This window comes from Pseudomonas sp. MDT1-85, from assembly GCF_054898065.1.
The window spans coordinates 1,372,546-1,388,547 of the sequence record NZ_CM142715.1 but is presented as its reverse complement, the minus strand read 5'-3'; the positions used below and the strand labels follow the sequence as shown (position 1 = coordinate 1,388,547).

The window sequence follows — 16,002 nt, the reverse complement described above, 5'->3', positions numbered from 1 at the left end:
CGGATTTACCTCACTTCGCCATCATGTTGGTGTGGATGCTGAACATGATCCACAACGACAGGCCAACCAACAGGACGATTACCAGTGCAGCGAAGACAAACGCGATCACGTTGTTACGCTGGGCGGCGGAACGGTCCAGGTGGAGGAAGTACACCAGGTGCACCAGCACCTGGATAACCGCGAATGCCAGCACGATCCACAGGGTGATCGATTTCGGCAGCGACGGGTACATCACCAGACCGAATGGAATGACGGTCAGGATCACCGACAGGATGAAGCCGATGGCGTAGGACTTTACGCTGCCGTGGTTGGCTTCGTGGCCATCGTGGGAATGAGCGTTAGCCATTTACATAGTCCCCATCAGATAAACAACCGTGAATACGCAGATCCACACAACGTCCAGGAAGTGCCAGAACAGGCTCAGGCAGCTCAGGCGGGTCTTGTTGGTCGAAGTCAGGCCGTTTTTCTGCACCTGATACATCATGATCGCCATCCAGATCAGACCGCTGGTCACGTGCAGACCGTGGGTACCGACCAGGGTAAAGAACCCGGACAGGAAGCCGCTGCGGCTAGGGCCGTAGCCTTCGGCGATCAGGATGTGGAACTCGTTGATCTCCATGGCGATGAAGCCGGCGCCCAACAGGAAGGTCATGGCCAACCAGCCCAGTACCTGGGTTTTCTTGCCCTTGAACAACGCCAGCATGGCGAAGCCATAGGTGATCGAGCTGAACAGCAGCAGAGCGGTTTCGCCCAGTACGTATGGCAGCTCGAAGATGTCGTGGCCCGACGGGCCACCCGCTACGTTGTTAACCAGTACCGCGTACACCGCGAAGATCGACGCAAACAGAATGCAGTCGGTCATCAGGTAGAGCCAGAAACCGTATACGGTCATCTCGCCCGAGTCGTGGTGATGGTCATCATGCCCATGTCCATCGACATGGGTGTGTCCAGCATTGGTCACTAAGTTCGACATGGTTTAAGCCTGTTCCAACGAGGTTTCAACACGGGTGGCGGTGGCTGGAACTTTCCCGGCCGCTACCAGACGCTTGTGCTGCTCGGCTTCGATGCGCTCGATCACGTCGACCGGCACCATATAGCCTTGATCATCACGTGCAGCGTGGATCACGAAGTAGACCACGGTGCCGACCAGACCGACGATGGCCAACCACCAGATGTGCCAGATCATCGCGAAACCGAACACGGTCAACAGAGCACCCATGACCACACCGGTCGCGGTGTTGTTTGGCATGTGGATCGGCTCGTAACGGGCCGGAGCCTGGTACGCGGTGCCGTTTTCCTTGGCTTCGGTGAACGGGTCGATGCTTTCTGCTTTCGGCAGTACAGCGAAGTTGTAGAACGGTGGTGGCGACGAAGTCGACCACTCCAGCGTGTGGGCATTCCACGGGTCGCCGTGTTCGCACATGTTCTCTGGCTTGTTGCGATCACGCACGCTGACGTACAGCTGGATCAGCTGGCAGGCGATACCAACAGCAATCATCACCGCACCGAACATCGCGACGTACAGGTAAGGCACCCACTCAGGGTTGGTGGTGGCGTTCAGACGACGGGTCATGCCCATGAAGCCCAGTGCATAGAGCGGCATGAACGCGACGAAGAAGCCCGAGATCCAGAACCAGAACGCTGCCTTGCCCCAACCTTCGTGCAGCTTGAAGCCGAACGCTTTCGGGAAGTAGAAGGCAAAGCCTGCGATGTAACCGAATACCGCACCGCCGATGATCACGTTGTGGAAGTGCGCGATCACGAACAGGCTGTTGTGCAATACGAAGTCAGCACCCGGGATGGCCAGCAGTACGCCGGTCATGCCGCCGATGGCGAAGGTCACCATGAAGCCCAGGGTCCACAGCACCTGGCTGGTGAAACGCAGACGGCCCTGGTAGATGGTGAACAGCCAGTTGAATAGCTTCACCCCCGTCGGGATCGAAATCAGCATCGTCGCCAGACCGAAGAACGCGTTGACGCCGGCACCCGAACCCATGGTGAAGAAGTGGTGCAGCCAAACCATGAAGCCCAGGATCGAGATCGCGCCCGATGCGTAGACCATCGAGTGGTGGCCGAACAGACGCTTGCCGGTGAAGGTCGAGATGACTTCGGAGAAGATCCCGAACGCCGGCAGAATCAGGATGTAAACCTCGGGGTGACCCCAAGCCCAGAACAGGTTGACGTACATCATTGGATTGCCACCAAGTTCATTGGTGAAAATGTGGAAATCCATGTAACGGTCAAGCGTCAGCAGTGCCAGGGTAGCGGTCAGGATCGGGAACGAAGCCACGATCAGGACGTTGGCCCAGGTGCAGGTCCAGGTGAAGATCGGCATGTCCATCAGCTTCATGCCCGGGGTACGCATTTTCAGCACGGTGGCCAGGAAGTTGACCCCCGTCAGCGTCGTACCTAGCCCGGAGAGCTGTAGCGCCCAGATGTAGTAATCCATCCCCACGCCCGGGCTGTATTGCAGGCCCGACAGCGGCGGATAGGCAACCCAACCGGTCTTGGCGAATTCGCCAACGCCCAGGGACAGGTTGATCAGTACTACGCCGGAAACCAGCAGCCAGAAGCTCAGGGAGTTCAGGAACGGGTAGGCAACGTCACGCGCGCCGATCTGCAGCGGCACTGCAAGGTTCATCAGGCCGGTGAAGAATGGCATCGCCATGAAGATGATCATGATCACACCGTGAGCGGTGAAGATCTGGTCATAGTGTTCAGGTGGCAGGTAGCCAGGCGAACCCTCGGTGGCCATGGCCAACTGGGTACGCATCATGATGGCGTCGGCAAAACCACGCAGCAACATGACCATGGCGACGATGATGTACATCACGCCGATTTTCTTGTGGTCGACCGAGGTCAGCCACTCGGTCCACAAATAAGTCCACTTCTTGAAGTAGGTGATTGCAGCGAACAGCGCCAGACCACCGAGCGCGATCATGGCGATGGTTATCATCACGATCGGTTCGTGGAACGGGACCGCTTCCCAACTTAATTTACCAAACATCGTTTACTCCTCTGCCCCGGCAGCTGAATGCGAGTTCATGTCCATTCCTTGCGTAGCGGCCACTTCTTTCTCTTTCTTCTCGTGCTTCACCTTCGGACCCGGTTTCATGCCTTCGTACTTGTCGACGATGGTCTGGAACAGGTTTGGCGTCACCGAGGAGTAGAGCTCGACTGGGTTGTTCTGGCTCTGCTTGGCAAGGGCTGCGTATTCAGCTTGTTCAAGCTGTTTAGGTGCCTTTTTGACTTCGCTTACCCAAGCGTCGAAATCTTCCTGGGAAGTGGCGATCGCTTTGAATTTCATACCGGTGAAACCCGCGCCGCTGTAGTTGGCGGAGATACCGTCCATTTCAGCGTTCTCATTGGCGATCAGGTGCAGTTTGGTCTGCATGCCCGCCATCGCATAGATCTGGCCGCCCAGAGCCGGAATGAAGAACGAGTTCATCACGGCGTCGGAAGTGATCTTGAAGTTGATCGGTGTGTGCGCCGGGAACACGATCTTGTTGACCGTGGCGATGCCTTGTTCCGGGTAGATGAACAGCCACTTCCAGTCCAGCGCGACCACTTCAATGGTGATCGGCTTGACGTCGGATTCCAGTGGTTTGTAAGGGTCCAGTGCGTGGGTCGACTTGTAGGTGATGTAACCCAGAGCAATGATGATCAGTACCGGAATAGTCCACACCGCGATTTCGATTTTGGTGGAGTGGGACCATTTTGGCGTGTAGACGGCATCGGTGTTGGAGGCGCGGTACTTCCAGGCGAACAGGAAAGTCATGACGATGACCGGCACGACGACCAACAGCATCAGCAGCGTTGCGGTGATGATCAGGTTTCGCTCATCCAGGCCAACCTGGCCCTTGGGATCGAGCAAGGTCATGTTGCAGCCTCCCAGCAACAACGTGCCGAGCAGCGGCAATAAGCCTAGTAGTCTGGGGTACCTGTTTTTACTCATCTCACGACCTCTAAAGCAGCTTGCGCAATGCAGTTGGGTTTTGATCGCCAACACTTCACCCTGCCAAGGGTTGGCATTTTTCTTGGATTGAATAAGGGCCTGCCCGCCGCGCGTCAGACGCTGTTCGACAATTGCTGGGCCTGCGGTGAGTTCTTATTCGAATTCGTGGTCAAGGGCCTTGTTACAGACCAATTCCATTTGGTGCGGATAGTCGGAAGGCACCGACATCTGGGAGTCGCACGAAGCCATCAGGCCTCTCGACACCCTGTTTCTGCTCATGCCTGAATAAGGGTGAGCAGTGCCGGGAATTCAGTGCGGGCGATTGTAGATATGTAGCGATTCATAAACCATGTCTCATCCCGAAATAATTTATATCCGATCCGGCAACAATCATTAACGGCTTTTGCAAAAGTGCGCCATGGTATCGAAATTCATTCTCAACAAAAACACCAAAAAATGTAGGTCTATCACACGAAGTTCAGACAGCTTCCAAGGCTCTGCGCTCGCCTTCGACCCTGCTCTACCCCCCATGTGACAAGGGCTCTGGCAATTTGCCAGGCACTGTTAAAACTGCCTGTTTCGACTGACAAGCGCTGAAACCGGCAGCGCCTGTAAGAGCCGGTTTTTGGTGTAAAGCGATACCCTGAATCAGCGATTTGAAATGCCTTGCGACACTCAAGCTGTGACAACATGTCGCACACGTGTCACACCCTTCCTTGTCGAGCATCAAGGTCTTTTTACCTGACCTGCGAATATGCAAAACGCCCCGGCCTCTCAACGAGAACCGGGGCGTTTTTTGTTTCCTGCAACGGTACGGCGAACAGCCTCAGCGCAGCGCTTTGCGGTTACGCGAAGTGAGCAGCGGCACCAGCACCACGATCAGCACGAACGCCAGCAGCGCCCACTGCGCCAAGGACAAGCCGAGGATCGGCGGGTATGGCGTAGAGCAAAACCCGTCGACCTGAAAGCCCAGCGGGAAGATCTTCGCCAGCGGCAGGCCGTCGACGATCGGTTGCAGCACATCAATGCCGCAACTGACCGCCGGATAAAACTGGGTATAGACGTGATGCCCGGCCACCCCGGCGCCCGCAATGGCGCAGATCACCACCAGCGCTTCGAACAGCGTGATGCTGCGTCGGGTGCGTGTCGCCGCGCCGATAAAGGCGAACAGCGCAATCAGCAACAACGCGTAGCGTTGCAGGATGCACAGCGGGCACGGCGCCTCGCCCAAGGCCACTTGCATGTACAGCGCACCACCGATCAGCGCCAGGCAAATAATGCCCAGCAACACCAGATAGCGCCGTTCACGCCCCAACCACATCGTTTCCTCGCTCATCGCGTTTCCCTTTTGTGTCCGTGGATCAGCTCGTCGGCGGCTACGCTTGCAGCTGCGGCGTCAGGCTGATGCTGTCTTCGATATGCCAACTGGCGGTAATGCGACCTTGTCGATCTGATATCGGTTGCCCGGAAGTCTACACGCTGACCCAGTCCTTGAGAGCCTTGAACGGCCCCTGATCCCGGCCTTCGGACGCGGTCTTGCCGTTAAACCGCTTTGACAAGACCGCCTTGGCCAACGTCGGGAATAAACGATAAACCGGTTAAGAACGGATTAACTTTCAAGTATTTTTCAAGCATCGAGCCCGTAAGGACGGATCGATTGCTTACTGCTTCCAGCGATCTGCCGCCGCATGATCGCTGTCACGCCCTTCCACCCAGCGCGGTCCATCACGGGTGTTTTCTTTCTTCCAGAACGGCGCGCGGGTTTTCAGGTAGTCCATGACAAAGGCACAGGCATCGAACGCCGCTTGACGATGGGCGCTGGCGGCACCGACGAAGACGATCGGCTCACCCGGCTCCAGGGCGCCGATACGGTGCAACACTTCCAGCTTCAACAACGGCCAGCGCTGTTCGGCCTCCGTGGCAATCTTGTCCAGGGCTTTTTCGGTCATGCCCGGGTAGTGCTCCAGAAACATCCCGGCGACGTCGAGGCCGTCATTGAAGTCGCGCACATAGCCGACAAAACTCACCACCGCACCGACGCCCACATTGGCCGCGTGCATGGCGTTGACTTCAGCGCCCGGGTCGAACGCCGTGGGCTGCACACGAATCGCCATGGTTCAGCCCCCGGTCACGGTCGGAAAAAACGCCACTTCATCGCCATCGCTCACCGGTTCGTCGAGCTGGCAGAGGTCTTCGTTGCGGGCGCACATCAGGTTCTGTTCGCTCAGCACCTCGGCGCCGTCACGTTGAGCGAGCAGCGCGCGCACATCGTCGACCGTGGCGAAATCACCTTCGACCTTCACCGAGTCCACGCCGAGCGCCTCACGGTAACGGGCGAAAAACTTCACAGTCACGTTCATGGCTGATCCGCCTGGAAATGGCCGCTCTTGCCGCCGAGTTTCTCCAGCAGCCGCACGCTCTCGATGGTCATGCCACGATCCACGGCCTTGCACATGTCATAAATGGTCAGCGCCGCGACGCTGGCGGCGGTCAGCGCTTCCATTTCGACGCCGGTCTGCCCGGACAACTTGCAGCACGCCACGATGCGCACGGTGTCGTTGCCTTCGGCACTGAGTTCGACCTTGACGCCGGTGAGCATCAACGGGTGGCACAGAGGAATCAGATCGCTGGTTTTCTTCGCCGCCTGGATGCCGGCAATCCGCGCCACGGCGAACACGTCCCCCTTGGGATGGCCGCCAGTGACGATCATCTGCAGGGTTTCGGGCAGCATGCGCACCAGCGCTTGGGCTGTCGCTTCGCGAAATGTCACGGTTTTTTCGGTGACGTCGACCATATGGGCGCGACCTTGGGAATCGAGATGAGTCAGCACAGGGTTACTCCTGATCAGGAGCATCGATTGTAAACCTGTGGGTCAATTTTTCGCACGTTTGATTATCGGATCACCATCGACCCCATGTAGGAGCTGCCGAAGGCTGCGATCTTTTGATCTTGCTTCTAAATGGCGAAGATCAAAAGATCGCAGCCTTCGGCAGCTCCTACAGAGATTTTCGTCCGGCATGAAAAATGGGGATTTTCGTCGGGTATAAAAAAACCGGACGACCTGTGGGCCGCCCGGCTCTGGTGAGGGCTACAGATGCGATTCGGCGTATTCGGCCAGAATCGAGCGTGGCACCCCTTGCAGGGTGATATGCACACCGTTGGGGAAGTCCTTGAAGCGCTCGGTCAAGTACGTCAGCCCGGAGCTGGTCGCGGACAGGTATGGGGTATCGATCTGCGCCAGGTTGCCCAGGCACACCACTTTGGAACCGGCGCCGGCCCGGGTGATGATGGTTTTCATCTGGTGCGGCGTGAGGTTCTGGCATTCATCGATCAGGATCAGACTCTGCTGGAAGCTGCGGCCTCGAATGTAGTTGAGGGATTTGAACTGCAACGGCACTTTGCTGAGGATGTAGTCGACGCTGCCATGGGTGTTTTCGTCGTCCATGTGCAGAGCTTCGAGGTTGTCGGTGATGGCGCCCAGCCAAGGCTCCATTTTTTCCGCTTCAGTGCCGGGCAGGAAACCGATCTCCTGGTCCAGGCCCTGCACGCTACGGGTCGCGATGATCCGGCGATAGCGTTTGCTGACCATGGTCTGCTCAATGGCCGCCGCCAGTGCGAGGATGGTTTTACCCGAACCCGCAGCCCCGGTCAGGTTGACCAGGTGGATATCCGGATCGAGTAAGGCGTACAGCGCCAGGCTTTGATAGATGTCACGCGGTTTCAGGCCCCAGGCTTCCTGGTGCAACAGGGGTTCCTGATGCAGGTCGAGAATCAGCAGTTTGTCTTCCTCGATATCCTTGATCCAGCCGACAAAACCCTGTTCGTCGATGATGAACTCGTTGACGTGTACCGCGGGCAGGTTGTCGATCAGCTGCACCTGGTGCCAGGTGCGGCCATGATCCTGACGGGTGTCGACATTCCTCACACGGTCCCAGAAGGAGCCGGTCATGTTGTGATAACCGTTGGGCAGCAACGAAACGTCGTCGACCAGTTGGTCGGTGCTGTAGTCCTCGGCCGCGATCCCGCAAGCCCGGGCCTTGAGGCGCATGTTGATGTCTTTGGTGACCAGCACCACGGGCAGCTTTGGTTCGCGCGCGTGCAGGTCGATCAACTGGTTGATGATGATGTTGTCGTTCAGGTGCTCGGGCAGAATGATGTTCGGCTCAGTGCGTTTGCTCATCAAAATTGACAGCAAACCCTTGGGCCCACTCTTGCCGCGCTGGATCGGTACGCCGAGTTCGACGTCTTCGGGGCTGGCATCGCCCAAAGTCTTGTCGATCAGGCGAATCGCCTGGCGGCATTCCGCGGCAACGCTGTGATGCCCGCTCTTGAGCTTGTCCAGCTCTTCAAGCACGGTCATCGGGATGGCGACGTGGTGTTCTTCGAAGTTAAGCAGGGCGTTTGGATCGTGAATCAATACGTTGGTATCGAGTACATAAAGGATTGGCTGGTTGGAAGAAGGGCTACGTCCGTGATCATCCATACTCGGTCACCTTTGTGGGAGCCAGTCGACGCAATACCATGACAGTGCTGCGCCTCGAAGTGGCCACCGAATTCACCTGCGAGGAGTCAAGTGAACTGCACACAAACTGGGGTCTTGGGAGACGCCACCTGTGTTGCAGGTTTCGGCGGTCTGTCTTCGTAATACTCCAAAACCTGTGACAGAAAAAAGTACTTTGACGTTTTTTTGAAGTTTATTTTGCAGAGTGACCAATAGCACTTGGCGTGCAGGTAATGTGCCGTTAAAGTCGGAAGTCCGCCTACACCAATTTCTCTCCAGAAATCGCCCTTCGCCCAATGTTTACGGCCTTTTGCAGTTTTCAGCGAAACGCGTCCTGACAGTCTGCCCAACCGATCCCGCTTGGCGCCGTTTGCGTAATGAGCCAAGGCATCGCCGTTTTCAGCGCATCCTGCTTCACATTGAAATTGATCACCCCGTGCCGCCACAGCAGCATCAGGGTCAACACCCGTTGTGCGCTCTGGCTGCCCTTGAGCTTGCCAGCGCCGTCCTGGGCATCGATATCCCACAATGCCACCTGCAAGCCCTGAGACTTGAAGAAGCCTTCAGCATCGGATCGACGCTGACCATCGGGCGGGCGAAACAGCGGCACGTAATTCTCCGGCAGCTTGCCTTTGACCAGCTCGACACTGCGTCGCACCGAGCCCTGCCAGTCTTGCCAATGGCTGTGGGAGCGGAACTCCCAGCCTTGCACGCCAACGCATTGCTGTGAATAAGTCCCTTGCAGACTGGTCACCGAACGCTCGGCCAGACGGGCCTGGATGTCCTTGCCGAGGACGAAGAACGTAGCGCTCATGTTGGATTTGCGCAGGTACTCGGTGACCCAGGCGGTGTTATCTGGCGTGGCATTGGCAGCGCTGTCGAAGGTCAGCAGGAACAGCCGGTCATTCATGGCCTCGCCATTGCGCTCATAGTCGCCAAAACGATCGACTTCGCTGCTGGTCTGCGGAAACAGCGCGGCCTTGCGCAACTGCTCGTCCAGGTACTGGGCGTGGAACCACCGGCTCGGCTCGGCCCACTTGATGTAATAGCTGTCATCGCTCACCTGAAACTTCGCCGCTTGCTCACGCAAGGTGGGCATGTCCTCGACCAGGAAACAGAAGGAGGCATCCTGATCGCAACTCTGCTGGGCGAAGTTGTAATTGGTCAGCAAACGCTGCCACATGCGCTGGCGCAGCTGGTTGACCGACTCCAGATTGACGGTGCGCAGGCCCAGGCGTTGAGCCAGGCTCGCTTCATCCAGCGATTCACTGGCCAGCAGAACGCGGGCAAACATGAGGATTTCGGCCCGCGACGCGACGTCAAACAACGTCGGGCTGCTGAGCTGCTCAGGCCAGGTGCTGCGATCAAGCGTCGCCACATCGCCCGGCGCCGCCAGGGCGCCAAAGCTCAAGAGCCAGGCCGAGAATAGAAAAATGATACGCAATGGGATGTCTCCGTAACAAAACCCGCGCGGCACTATAGCCGATCGCGCTCACATTCCCGCAGCAGCACCGATCTCCTGTAGGAGCAAGGCTTGCCCGCGAAGGCGGTGTGTCAGTTATCGATGATGCCGACTGATACACCGCCTTCGCGGGCAAGCCTCGCTCCTACAGGTTTTGTACATCGCCACCGATCACCTATGGACTTGATAGCTGGAGTCAACACCGACAACCCCCTAGAATCGCCGCCACGATTAAAGGAGACGACTTCATGCTGATGGTGATTTCCCCCGCCAAGACCCTCGATTACGAAACACCGCCGGCGACCCAGCGCTTCACTCAGCCGCAATACCTTGACCATTCCCAGGAGCTGATCCTGCAACTGCGTGACCTGACACCGGCGCAGATCAGCGAGCTGATGCACGTCTCCGACAAGATCGGCGGCCTTAATGCCGCGCGTTTCGGCAGTTGGACCCCGGCCTTCACCCCTGCCAACGCCAAGCAGGCGTTGCTGGCATTCAAGGGCGATGTGTACACCGGCCTGAATGCACAAACCTTCAGCGAAGCCGACTTCGATTACGCCCAGCAGCACTTGCGCATGCTCTCCGGCCTGTATGGCCTGCTGCGCCCCTTGGACCTGATGCAGCCCTATCGGCTTGAGATGGGCACCAAACTGGCCAATGCCCGTGGCAAGGACTTGTACGCCTTCTGGGGTACGCGGATCAGCGAATGGCTGAACGAAGCCTTGGCCGATCAAGGCGATGACGTGCTGCTGAACCTGGCTTCCAACGAGTACTTCTCGGCGGTCAAACGCAGTGCCTTGAACGCGCGCATCATCAATACCGAGTTCAAGGATCTGAAGAACGGCCAGTACAAAATCATCAGCTTCTACGCGAAAAAGGCCCGCGGGATGATGAGTCGCTTTGTCATTGAAGAACGCATCAATGACCCGGTCGCCCTCGAGCAGTTCGACGTTCAGGGTTATCGCTATAGCAGCGAGCAGTCTAAACCGGACAATCTGGTGTTCCTGCGCGATCACGCACCGGCGTAACGAGACCTGCACTACATCAGCGCACGACATCGATAACTTCGTCGTGCGCCACCCTTTGATCCTCGAATAATCCCCCGCCTTTTCGTCGCCTTATTGACGCCAAAAACCCAGCACTTCATTTTCTAACTTTTGTTTCACTCGACAGCCAGCAAATTTTTCAGTAGTGGCACTGAAAAAATTTATTCGTAGTGGCAAAAAAATATCCAGAGCAACAATAGCCCCATATATAAAGGGCCAAACGGCAAGTGCTATCAATATGAAAGCAGTGCCATCTTTTTCAATATTTCAAGAAATTTCAGCATTCGCGATGGGCGGACAGGAACTATGTCCAAATGCGCCGCTCATACCACCGGTAACGATTCTCTCGGTGATTGTGCGAGATAACTTACACAGACAAGAGATTCATGTAGCGAAGTTGTCACACCTACTTGGGCTTACTGATCGCTTATTTGGGCAACACATGAAGGACAGGAGATAACGCACCATTACTATCCCCTACAAGGCCACGGCTGCGCCCCTATAAACGTGCTCACCTGAGCACCCAACCGCTTGATTACGGGCTTTCGGGCTTGGCATTGAGCGCGCAAGACCTTTGCACGGAAGTCTTCAGAAAAGAGGATCGGCTGCATAACAGGGCACGTCATAAAAATAAGGCCTGGCTGCGCACATCTTGAGTGCACTTATTTAGACACTCGGAACTTAGTATGCCTGCACACGGCATTGTGGCGCCTTTAAGTCGCACTTGCGAGTGCACTATGACCGCTGAACACCATTAACTCCGGCCATGTAATGGCTTGAATAAATACAGAGGTAATTGCGATGCGCATCAGCATATTTGGTTTGGGTTACGTCGGCGCAGTCTGTGCCGGTTGCCTGTCTGCACGGGGCCATGACGTCGTTGGCGTCGATGTTGCCAAAGACAAAATCGATATGATCAACGCAGGCCGTTCGCCGATCGTTGAACCGGGTTTGGGCGAACTTCTGAAGAAGGGCATCGAGACGGGCAAATTGCGCGGCACGACCAACTTCGCCGAGGCGATTCGCGACACCGATCTGTCGATGATCTGCGTCGGCACGCCGAGCAAGAAGAACGGCGATCTGGAACTGAACTACATCGAAGCCGTGTGCCGCGAGATCGGTTTTGTCCTGCGTGACAAGACCACCCGCCACACCATCGTGGTTCGCAGCACCGTCCTGCCGGGCACCGTGGCAAACGTGGTGATCCCGATCCTCGAAGACTGCTCCGGCAAAAAAGCAGGCATAGATTTCGGCGTAGCGGTCAACCCTGAGTTCCTGCGTGAAAGCACCGCGATCGCCGATTACGATCTGCCGCCAATGACCGTTATCGGCGAGTTCGACAAGGCTTCGGGTGACGTTCTGCAGTCGCTGTACGAAGAGCTCGACGCGCCGATCATCCGCAAGGACATCGCCGTTGCCGAGATGATCAAGTACACCTGCAACGTGTGGCACGCCACCAAGGTGACCTTCGCCAACGAGATCGGCAACATCGCCAAAGCCGTCGGTGTCGACGGTCGCGAAGTGATGGAAGTGGTCTGCCAGGACAAGACACTGAACCTGTCCCAGTACTACATGCGCCCAGGCTTTGCGTTCGGCGGCTCTTGCCTGCCCAAAGACGTCCGCGCCCTGACCTACCGCGCCGGTTCCCTGGACGTGGAAGCACCGCTGCTCAACTCGCTGATGCGCAGTAACGAGTCCCAGGTGCAGAACGCGTTCGACATCGTCTCCAGTCACGACAAGCGCAAAGTTGCCCTGCTGGGTCTGAGCTTCAAGGCCGGCACCGACGACCTGCGCGAAAGCCCACTGGTTGATCTGGCGGAAATGCTGATCGGCAAGGGTTACGACCTGAGCATCTACGACAGCAACGTCGAGTACGCCCGTGTCCACGGTGCGAACAAGGATTACATCGAGTCGAAGATCCCTCACGTCTCGTCCTTGCTCAACGCCGACTTCGACGACGTGATCGCAAACTCCGACGTGATCATCCTCGGCAACCGTGACGAGAAATTCCGCGCCCTGGCGCTGGAAGCTCCACACGGCAAACAAGTGGTCGACCTGGTTGGCTTCATGTCCAAAGCCACCAGCGTGAGTGGCCGGACTGAAGGCATCTGCTGGTAACACCTTCCCCGTAGGAGCCAGGCTTGCCGGCGAACCAGACGACGTGATGTGTCAGGTCCGCCGCCTTCGCTCCTGTAGGAGCCAGGCTTGCCGGCGAACCAGGCAACGCGGTGTGTCAGGCACGCCGCCTTCGCGGGCAAGCCTCGCTCCTACGGTTTTTATGCCTGCCTTAACCCCATCGGGCCACCCCACAGGCTCGCCCGAGATCGAGACGGATGCAGATTATGCACAGGCTAAAGCACGGCCTACTTCAGGCCGCCGGTTGGCTGTTTTACCTAAGTTTACTGATGGGCATCGCCATGGCGCTGCCTGCGTCCACGTTCGACTCCGAGTCGAAGGACTTCATCTTCCTGATCGGTATCGTCGGTATCTGGCGCTACTCGATGGGTGCCACGCACTTTCTGCGCGGCATGCTGTTTCTGTACGTGGTCTACCCGCACCTGCGGCGCAAAGTGCGCAAGCTGGGCAAAGCGGCAGACCCGTCCCATGTATTTCTGATGGTCACCAGCTTCCGTATCGACGCCCTGACCACCGCTCAGGTCTACAGCTCGGTAATCCGCGAGGCCATCGACTGCGAACTGCCGACCACCGTGGTCTGCTCCATCGTGGAAATGTCCGATGAGCTGCTGGTCAAGAGCCTCTGGAAACGCATGAACCCACCGCCACGGGTCAAGCTCGACTTCGTGCGCATTCCCGGCACCGGCAAACGCGATGGCCTGGCCTACGGTTTCCGCGCCATCTCACGCCACCTGCCGGACGACCGCGCCGTGGTTGCGGTGATCGATGGCGACACCGTATTGGCCGAAGGCGTTGTGCTCAAGACCGTGCCGTGGTTCCAGCTGTTCGGCAATGTCGGCGGCCTGACCACTAACGAGTTCTGTGAAGTGCGCGGCGGCTACATCATGAGCGAATGGCACAAACTGCGATTCGCCCAGCGCCACATCAACATGTGCTCCATGGCCCTGTCCAAGCGCGTGTTGACCATGACCGGCCGGATGTCGGTATTCCGCGCCACCGTGGTCACCAACCCGGACTTCATCGCCGATGTGGAAAGCGACTCGCTGCAACACTGGCGCCTGGGCCGCTTCAAGTTCCTCACCGGTGACGACAAGTCGAGCTGGTTCAGCCTGATGCGTCTGGGCTACGACACGTTCTACGTGCCGGATGCCGCGATCCACACCGTGGAGCACCCGCCCGAGAAGAGCTTCATCAAGGCCAGTCGCAAGCTGATGTTCCGCTGGTACGGCAACAACCTGCGGCAGAATTCCCGCGCCCTGGGTCTGGGGATGAAACGCCTCGGCCTGTTCACCTCGGTGGTGCTGTTCGATCAGCGCGTGTCGATGTGGACGTCCTTGCTGGGCCTGACCGTGGCAATCCTCGCCACCTTCAAGTACGGCAGCGCGTTCATCCTGGTTTACCTGCTGTGGATCGGCATCACCCGCCTGATCCTTACAGTGCTGCTGTCCTGTTCCGGTCACCGGATCGGCCCGGCCTACCCGGCGATTCTCTATTACAACCAGATCGTCGGCGCGCTGGTGAAAATCTACGTGTTCTTCCGCCTCGATCAACAGTCCTGGACTCGCCAGCCCACTTCTCTGACCCGTGATCTCGCCAGCTTTCAACGTTGGTTCAACACCTGGTCGTCTCGGACCATGACCTTCTCCGCCGGCAGCATTTTTGTCGCCGTGCTGCTGCTGATGGTCTGACCGAACTCGCCTGAATTAACTAGGAAATCGCCCATATGAATACCGCCGTCAACTCCAACGTAGTGCACGAATCCGAAGCCCAGCGCCAACACGCTCGCGTGAAAATCCCGGCCAAGCTGCGTTTCTTCGGTCCTGACCGGACTCCGGTTGAAGCCCGGCTCATCGACCTTTCCGCTGGCGGCCTGGCGTTCAACGCCGGTCAACTGCCGCTGAAGGTCGGCGATGTGCACAAGGCCCGCCTGCAATTCGTGATCGATAACCTCGGCCTGGCCATGGACGTGGAATTGCAAATACGCTCCGTGGATCGCCAGACCGGTCGTATCGGTTGCCAGTTCCAGAACCTGGAACCCCGTGACATTTCCACCCTGCGCCACCTGATCACCTCGCACCTGGCCGGCGACATCGTCAGCGTAGGTGAAATGCTGGCGACCCTGCAGCGCGACAACTTCACCAAGGCGCGCAAGGTCAAGGATGGCGGCCACGGCATGACTCCGCTCGGCCGTCTGAAAGCGGTGACCTTCAGCGCCGGTATCTTCGTGGTCGGCCTGGTGGCGTTCGGTTTCATTTTCAAATCGGTGTACGGCATGTACTTCGTCAGCCACGCCCAGGCCGGTCTGGTCAGCGTGCAGGGCATGAACATCACCATGCCGCGCGACGGCACCGTGCAGAGCCTGATCAAAGCTGACGGCGTTGCTGCCAAAGGCGCACCGCTGGCGACCTTCAGCACCAGCATGCTCGACGTACTCAAGGGCCATCTGGACGAAGGTCAACTGCAACCGTCCAAGGTTGAAGAACTGTTCGGCAAGCAAATGACCGGCACCCTGACGTCGCCGTGCGATTGCACCGTGGCTCAGCAATTGGTGGCTAACGGTCAGTACGCCAGCAAAGGCGACGTGATCTTCCAACTGGTGCCGCGCAACACCGAAGCCAACGTTGAAGCACGCTTCTCCTATCGCCAGTTCGGCGACGTGCGTCCTGGCACCACCGTCAGCTTCCAGATCGCCGGTGAAGACCAGACCCGTACCGGCAAGATCGTCAGCAGCACCAGCCTGAAAAGTGCCGACCTGTCATCCGACATCCGCGTGCAGATCAAACCTGACGAGCCGCTGGACAGCGCCTTCGCCGGTCGCCCGGTTGAAGTGAACAGCACCCGTGGCCCGAACCTGAACTGGCTGATCAACAAAGCCATGGCCGCCGGTCTTTAAACAGAGGAC

14 protein-coding genes are annotated in these 16,002 nt (G+C 57.8%); 4 read left to right on the top strand and 10 right to left on the bottom strand.

All coding sequences use genetic code 11. The features are described 5' to 3' along the window. Positions 1-10: 10 nt before the first annotated feature. The 10 genes from cyoD to ACYZT2_RS06100 all read right to left on the bottom strand — a co-directional run bounded on the left by cyoD (position 11) and on the right by ACYZT2_RS06100 (position 9,900). Positions 11-346, bottom strand: coding sequence for a cytochrome o ubiquinol oxidase subunit IV (cyoD, locus tag ACYZT2_RS06145; protein ID WP_048396513.1), 336 nt, complete (start codon positions 344-346; stop codon positions 11-13). Continuing rightward, a complete protein-coding gene (locus ACYZT2_RS06140) occupies positions 347-973 on the bottom strand; it encodes a cytochrome o ubiquinol oxidase subunit III (RefSeq protein ID WP_461970974.1) in 627 nt (208 codons plus the stop codon). Between the two features lie 3 nt (positions 974-976). Then, positions 977-3,007 (bottom strand): cytochrome o ubiquinol oxidase subunit I, encoded by a 2,031-nt coding sequence (gene cyoB, locus ACYZT2_RS06135; protein WP_461970972.1) that lies wholly within the window; start codon positions 3,005-3,007, stop codon positions 977-979. 3 nt (positions 3,008-3,010) lie between these two features. Beyond that, positions 3,011-3,955, bottom strand: a complete 945-nt coding sequence (gene cyoA, locus ACYZT2_RS06130; protein WP_461970970.1) for a ubiquinol oxidase subunit II — start codon at positions 3,953-3,955, stop codon at positions 3,011-3,013. Positions 3,956-4,781: 826 nt separating this feature from the next. Beyond that, the gene (locus ACYZT2_RS06125) at positions 4,782-5,291 is read right to left on the bottom strand and encodes a disulfide bond formation protein B (RefSeq protein WP_461970968.1); all 510 of its coding nucleotides are present in this window, start codon (positions 5,289-5,291) and stop codon (positions 4,782-4,784) included. Positions 5,292-5,616: 325 nt separating this feature from the next. Next, positions 5,617-6,069 (bottom strand): molybdopterin synthase catalytic subunit MoaE, encoded by a 453-nt coding sequence (gene moaE / locus ACYZT2_RS06120; protein WP_461970966.1) that lies wholly within the window; start codon positions 6,067-6,069, stop codon positions 5,617-5,619. 3 nt (positions 6,070-6,072) lie between these two features. After that, positions 6,073-6,315 (bottom strand): molybdopterin converting factor subunit 1, encoded by a 243-nt coding sequence (moaD, locus tag ACYZT2_RS06115; RefSeq protein WP_008010586.1) that lies wholly within the window; start codon positions 6,313-6,315, stop codon positions 6,073-6,075. Continuing rightward, positions 6,312-6,785: a cyclic pyranopterin monophosphate synthase MoaC gene (gene moaC, locus ACYZT2_RS06110; protein ID WP_461970964.1), complete on the bottom strand. Its 474-nt coding sequence runs from the start codon at positions 6,783-6,785 to the stop codon at positions 6,312-6,314. The genes moaD and moaC overlap by 4 nt, the downstream gene beginning before the upstream one ends. Before the next feature lie 258 nt (positions 6,786-7,043). After that, the gene (locus ACYZT2_RS06105) at positions 7,044-8,438 is read right to left on the bottom strand and encodes a PhoH family protein (RefSeq protein WP_038979050.1); all 1,395 of its coding nucleotides are present in this window, start codon (positions 8,436-8,438) and stop codon (positions 7,044-7,046) included. A gap of 337 nt (positions 8,439-8,775) precedes the next feature. Continuing rightward, entirely contained in the window at positions 8,776-9,900 is a 1,125-nt protein-coding gene (locus ACYZT2_RS06100) for a polysaccharide deacetylase family protein (protein ID WP_461970961.1), read from the bottom strand. Between the two features lie 266 nt (positions 9,901-10,166). On the opposite strand from ACYZT2_RS06100, the gene yaaA reads away from it, so the two are divergent. The 4 genes from yaaA (at position 10,167) to ACYZT2_RS06080 (ending at position 15,993) form a co-directional block, all read left to right on the top strand. Further along, a complete protein-coding gene (yaaA, locus tag ACYZT2_RS06095; protein WP_461970959.1) occupies positions 10,167-10,946 on the top strand; it encodes a peroxide stress protein YaaA in 780 nt (259 codons plus the stop codon). An 819-nt stretch (positions 10,947-11,765) separates the two neighbouring features. Then, positions 11,766-13,082 (top strand): nucleotide sugar dehydrogenase, encoded by a 1,317-nt coding sequence (locus ACYZT2_RS06090; protein WP_461970957.1) that lies wholly within the window; start codon positions 11,766-11,768, stop codon positions 13,080-13,082. A 224-nt stretch (positions 13,083-13,306) separates the two neighbouring features. Next, complete coding sequence (gene alg8, locus ACYZT2_RS06085) at positions 13,307-14,788, top strand: mannuronan synthase (protein WP_437180856.1); 1,482 nt, start codon at positions 13,307-13,309, stop codon at positions 14,786-14,788. A 35-nt stretch (positions 14,789-14,823) separates the two neighbouring features. Next, positions 14,824-15,993 carry a PilZ domain-containing protein gene (locus ACYZT2_RS06080; RefSeq protein WP_461970954.1) on the top strand — a complete coding sequence of 390 codons (1,170 nt, stop codon included), beginning with the start codon at positions 14,824-14,826 and terminating at the stop codon, positions 15,991-15,993. Positions 15,994-16,002 lie beyond the last annotated feature (9 nt).

What these genes read in the sequence shown, in the direction of transcription:
- cyoD (WP_048396513.1), bottom strand. Translation starts at nt 346, where the DNA reads ATGGCTAACGCTCATTCCCACGATGGCCACGAAGCCAACCACGGCAGC.
- ACYZT2_RS06140 (WP_461970974.1), bottom strand. Translation starts at nt 973, where the DNA reads ATGTCGAACTTAGTGACCAATGCTGGACACACCCATGTCGATGGACAT.
- cyoB (WP_461970972.1), bottom strand. Translation starts at nt 3,007, where the DNA reads ATGTTTGGTAAATTAAGTTGGGAAGCGGTCCCGTTCCACGAACCGATC.
- cyoA (WP_461970970.1), bottom strand. Translation starts at nt 3,955, where the DNA reads ATGAGTAAAAACAGGTACCCCAGACTACTAGGCTTATTGCCGCTGCTC.
- ACYZT2_RS06125 (WP_461970968.1), bottom strand. Translation starts at nt 5,291, where the DNA reads ATGAGCGAGGAAACGATGTGGTTGGGGCGTGAACGGCGCTATCTGGTG.
- moaE (WP_461970966.1), bottom strand. Translation starts at nt 6,069, where the DNA reads ATGGCGATTCGTGTGCAGCCCACGGCGTTCGACCCGGGCGCTGAAGTC.
- moaD (WP_008010586.1), bottom strand. Translation starts at nt 6,315, where the DNA reads ATGAACGTGACTGTGAAGTTTTTCGCCCGTTACCGTGAGGCGCTCGGC.
- ACYZT2_RS06105 (WP_038979050.1), bottom strand. Translation starts at nt 8,438, where the DNA reads ATGGATGATCACGGACGTAGCCCTTCTTCCAACCAGCCAATCCTTTAT.
- yaaA (WP_461970959.1), top strand. Translation starts at nt 10,167, where the DNA reads ATGCTGATGGTGATTTCCCCCGCCAAGACCCTCGATTACGAAACACCG.
- ACYZT2_RS06090 (WP_461970957.1), top strand. Translation starts at nt 11,766, where the DNA reads ATGCGCATCAGCATATTTGGTTTGGGTTACGTCGGCGCAGTCTGTGCC.
- alg8 (WP_437180856.1), top strand. Translation starts at nt 13,307, where the DNA reads ATGCACAGGCTAAAGCACGGCCTACTTCAGGCCGCCGGTTGGCTGTTT.
- ACYZT2_RS06080 (WP_461970954.1), top strand. Translation starts at nt 14,824, where the DNA reads ATGAATACCGCCGTCAACTCCAACGTAGTGCACGAATCCGAAGCCCAG.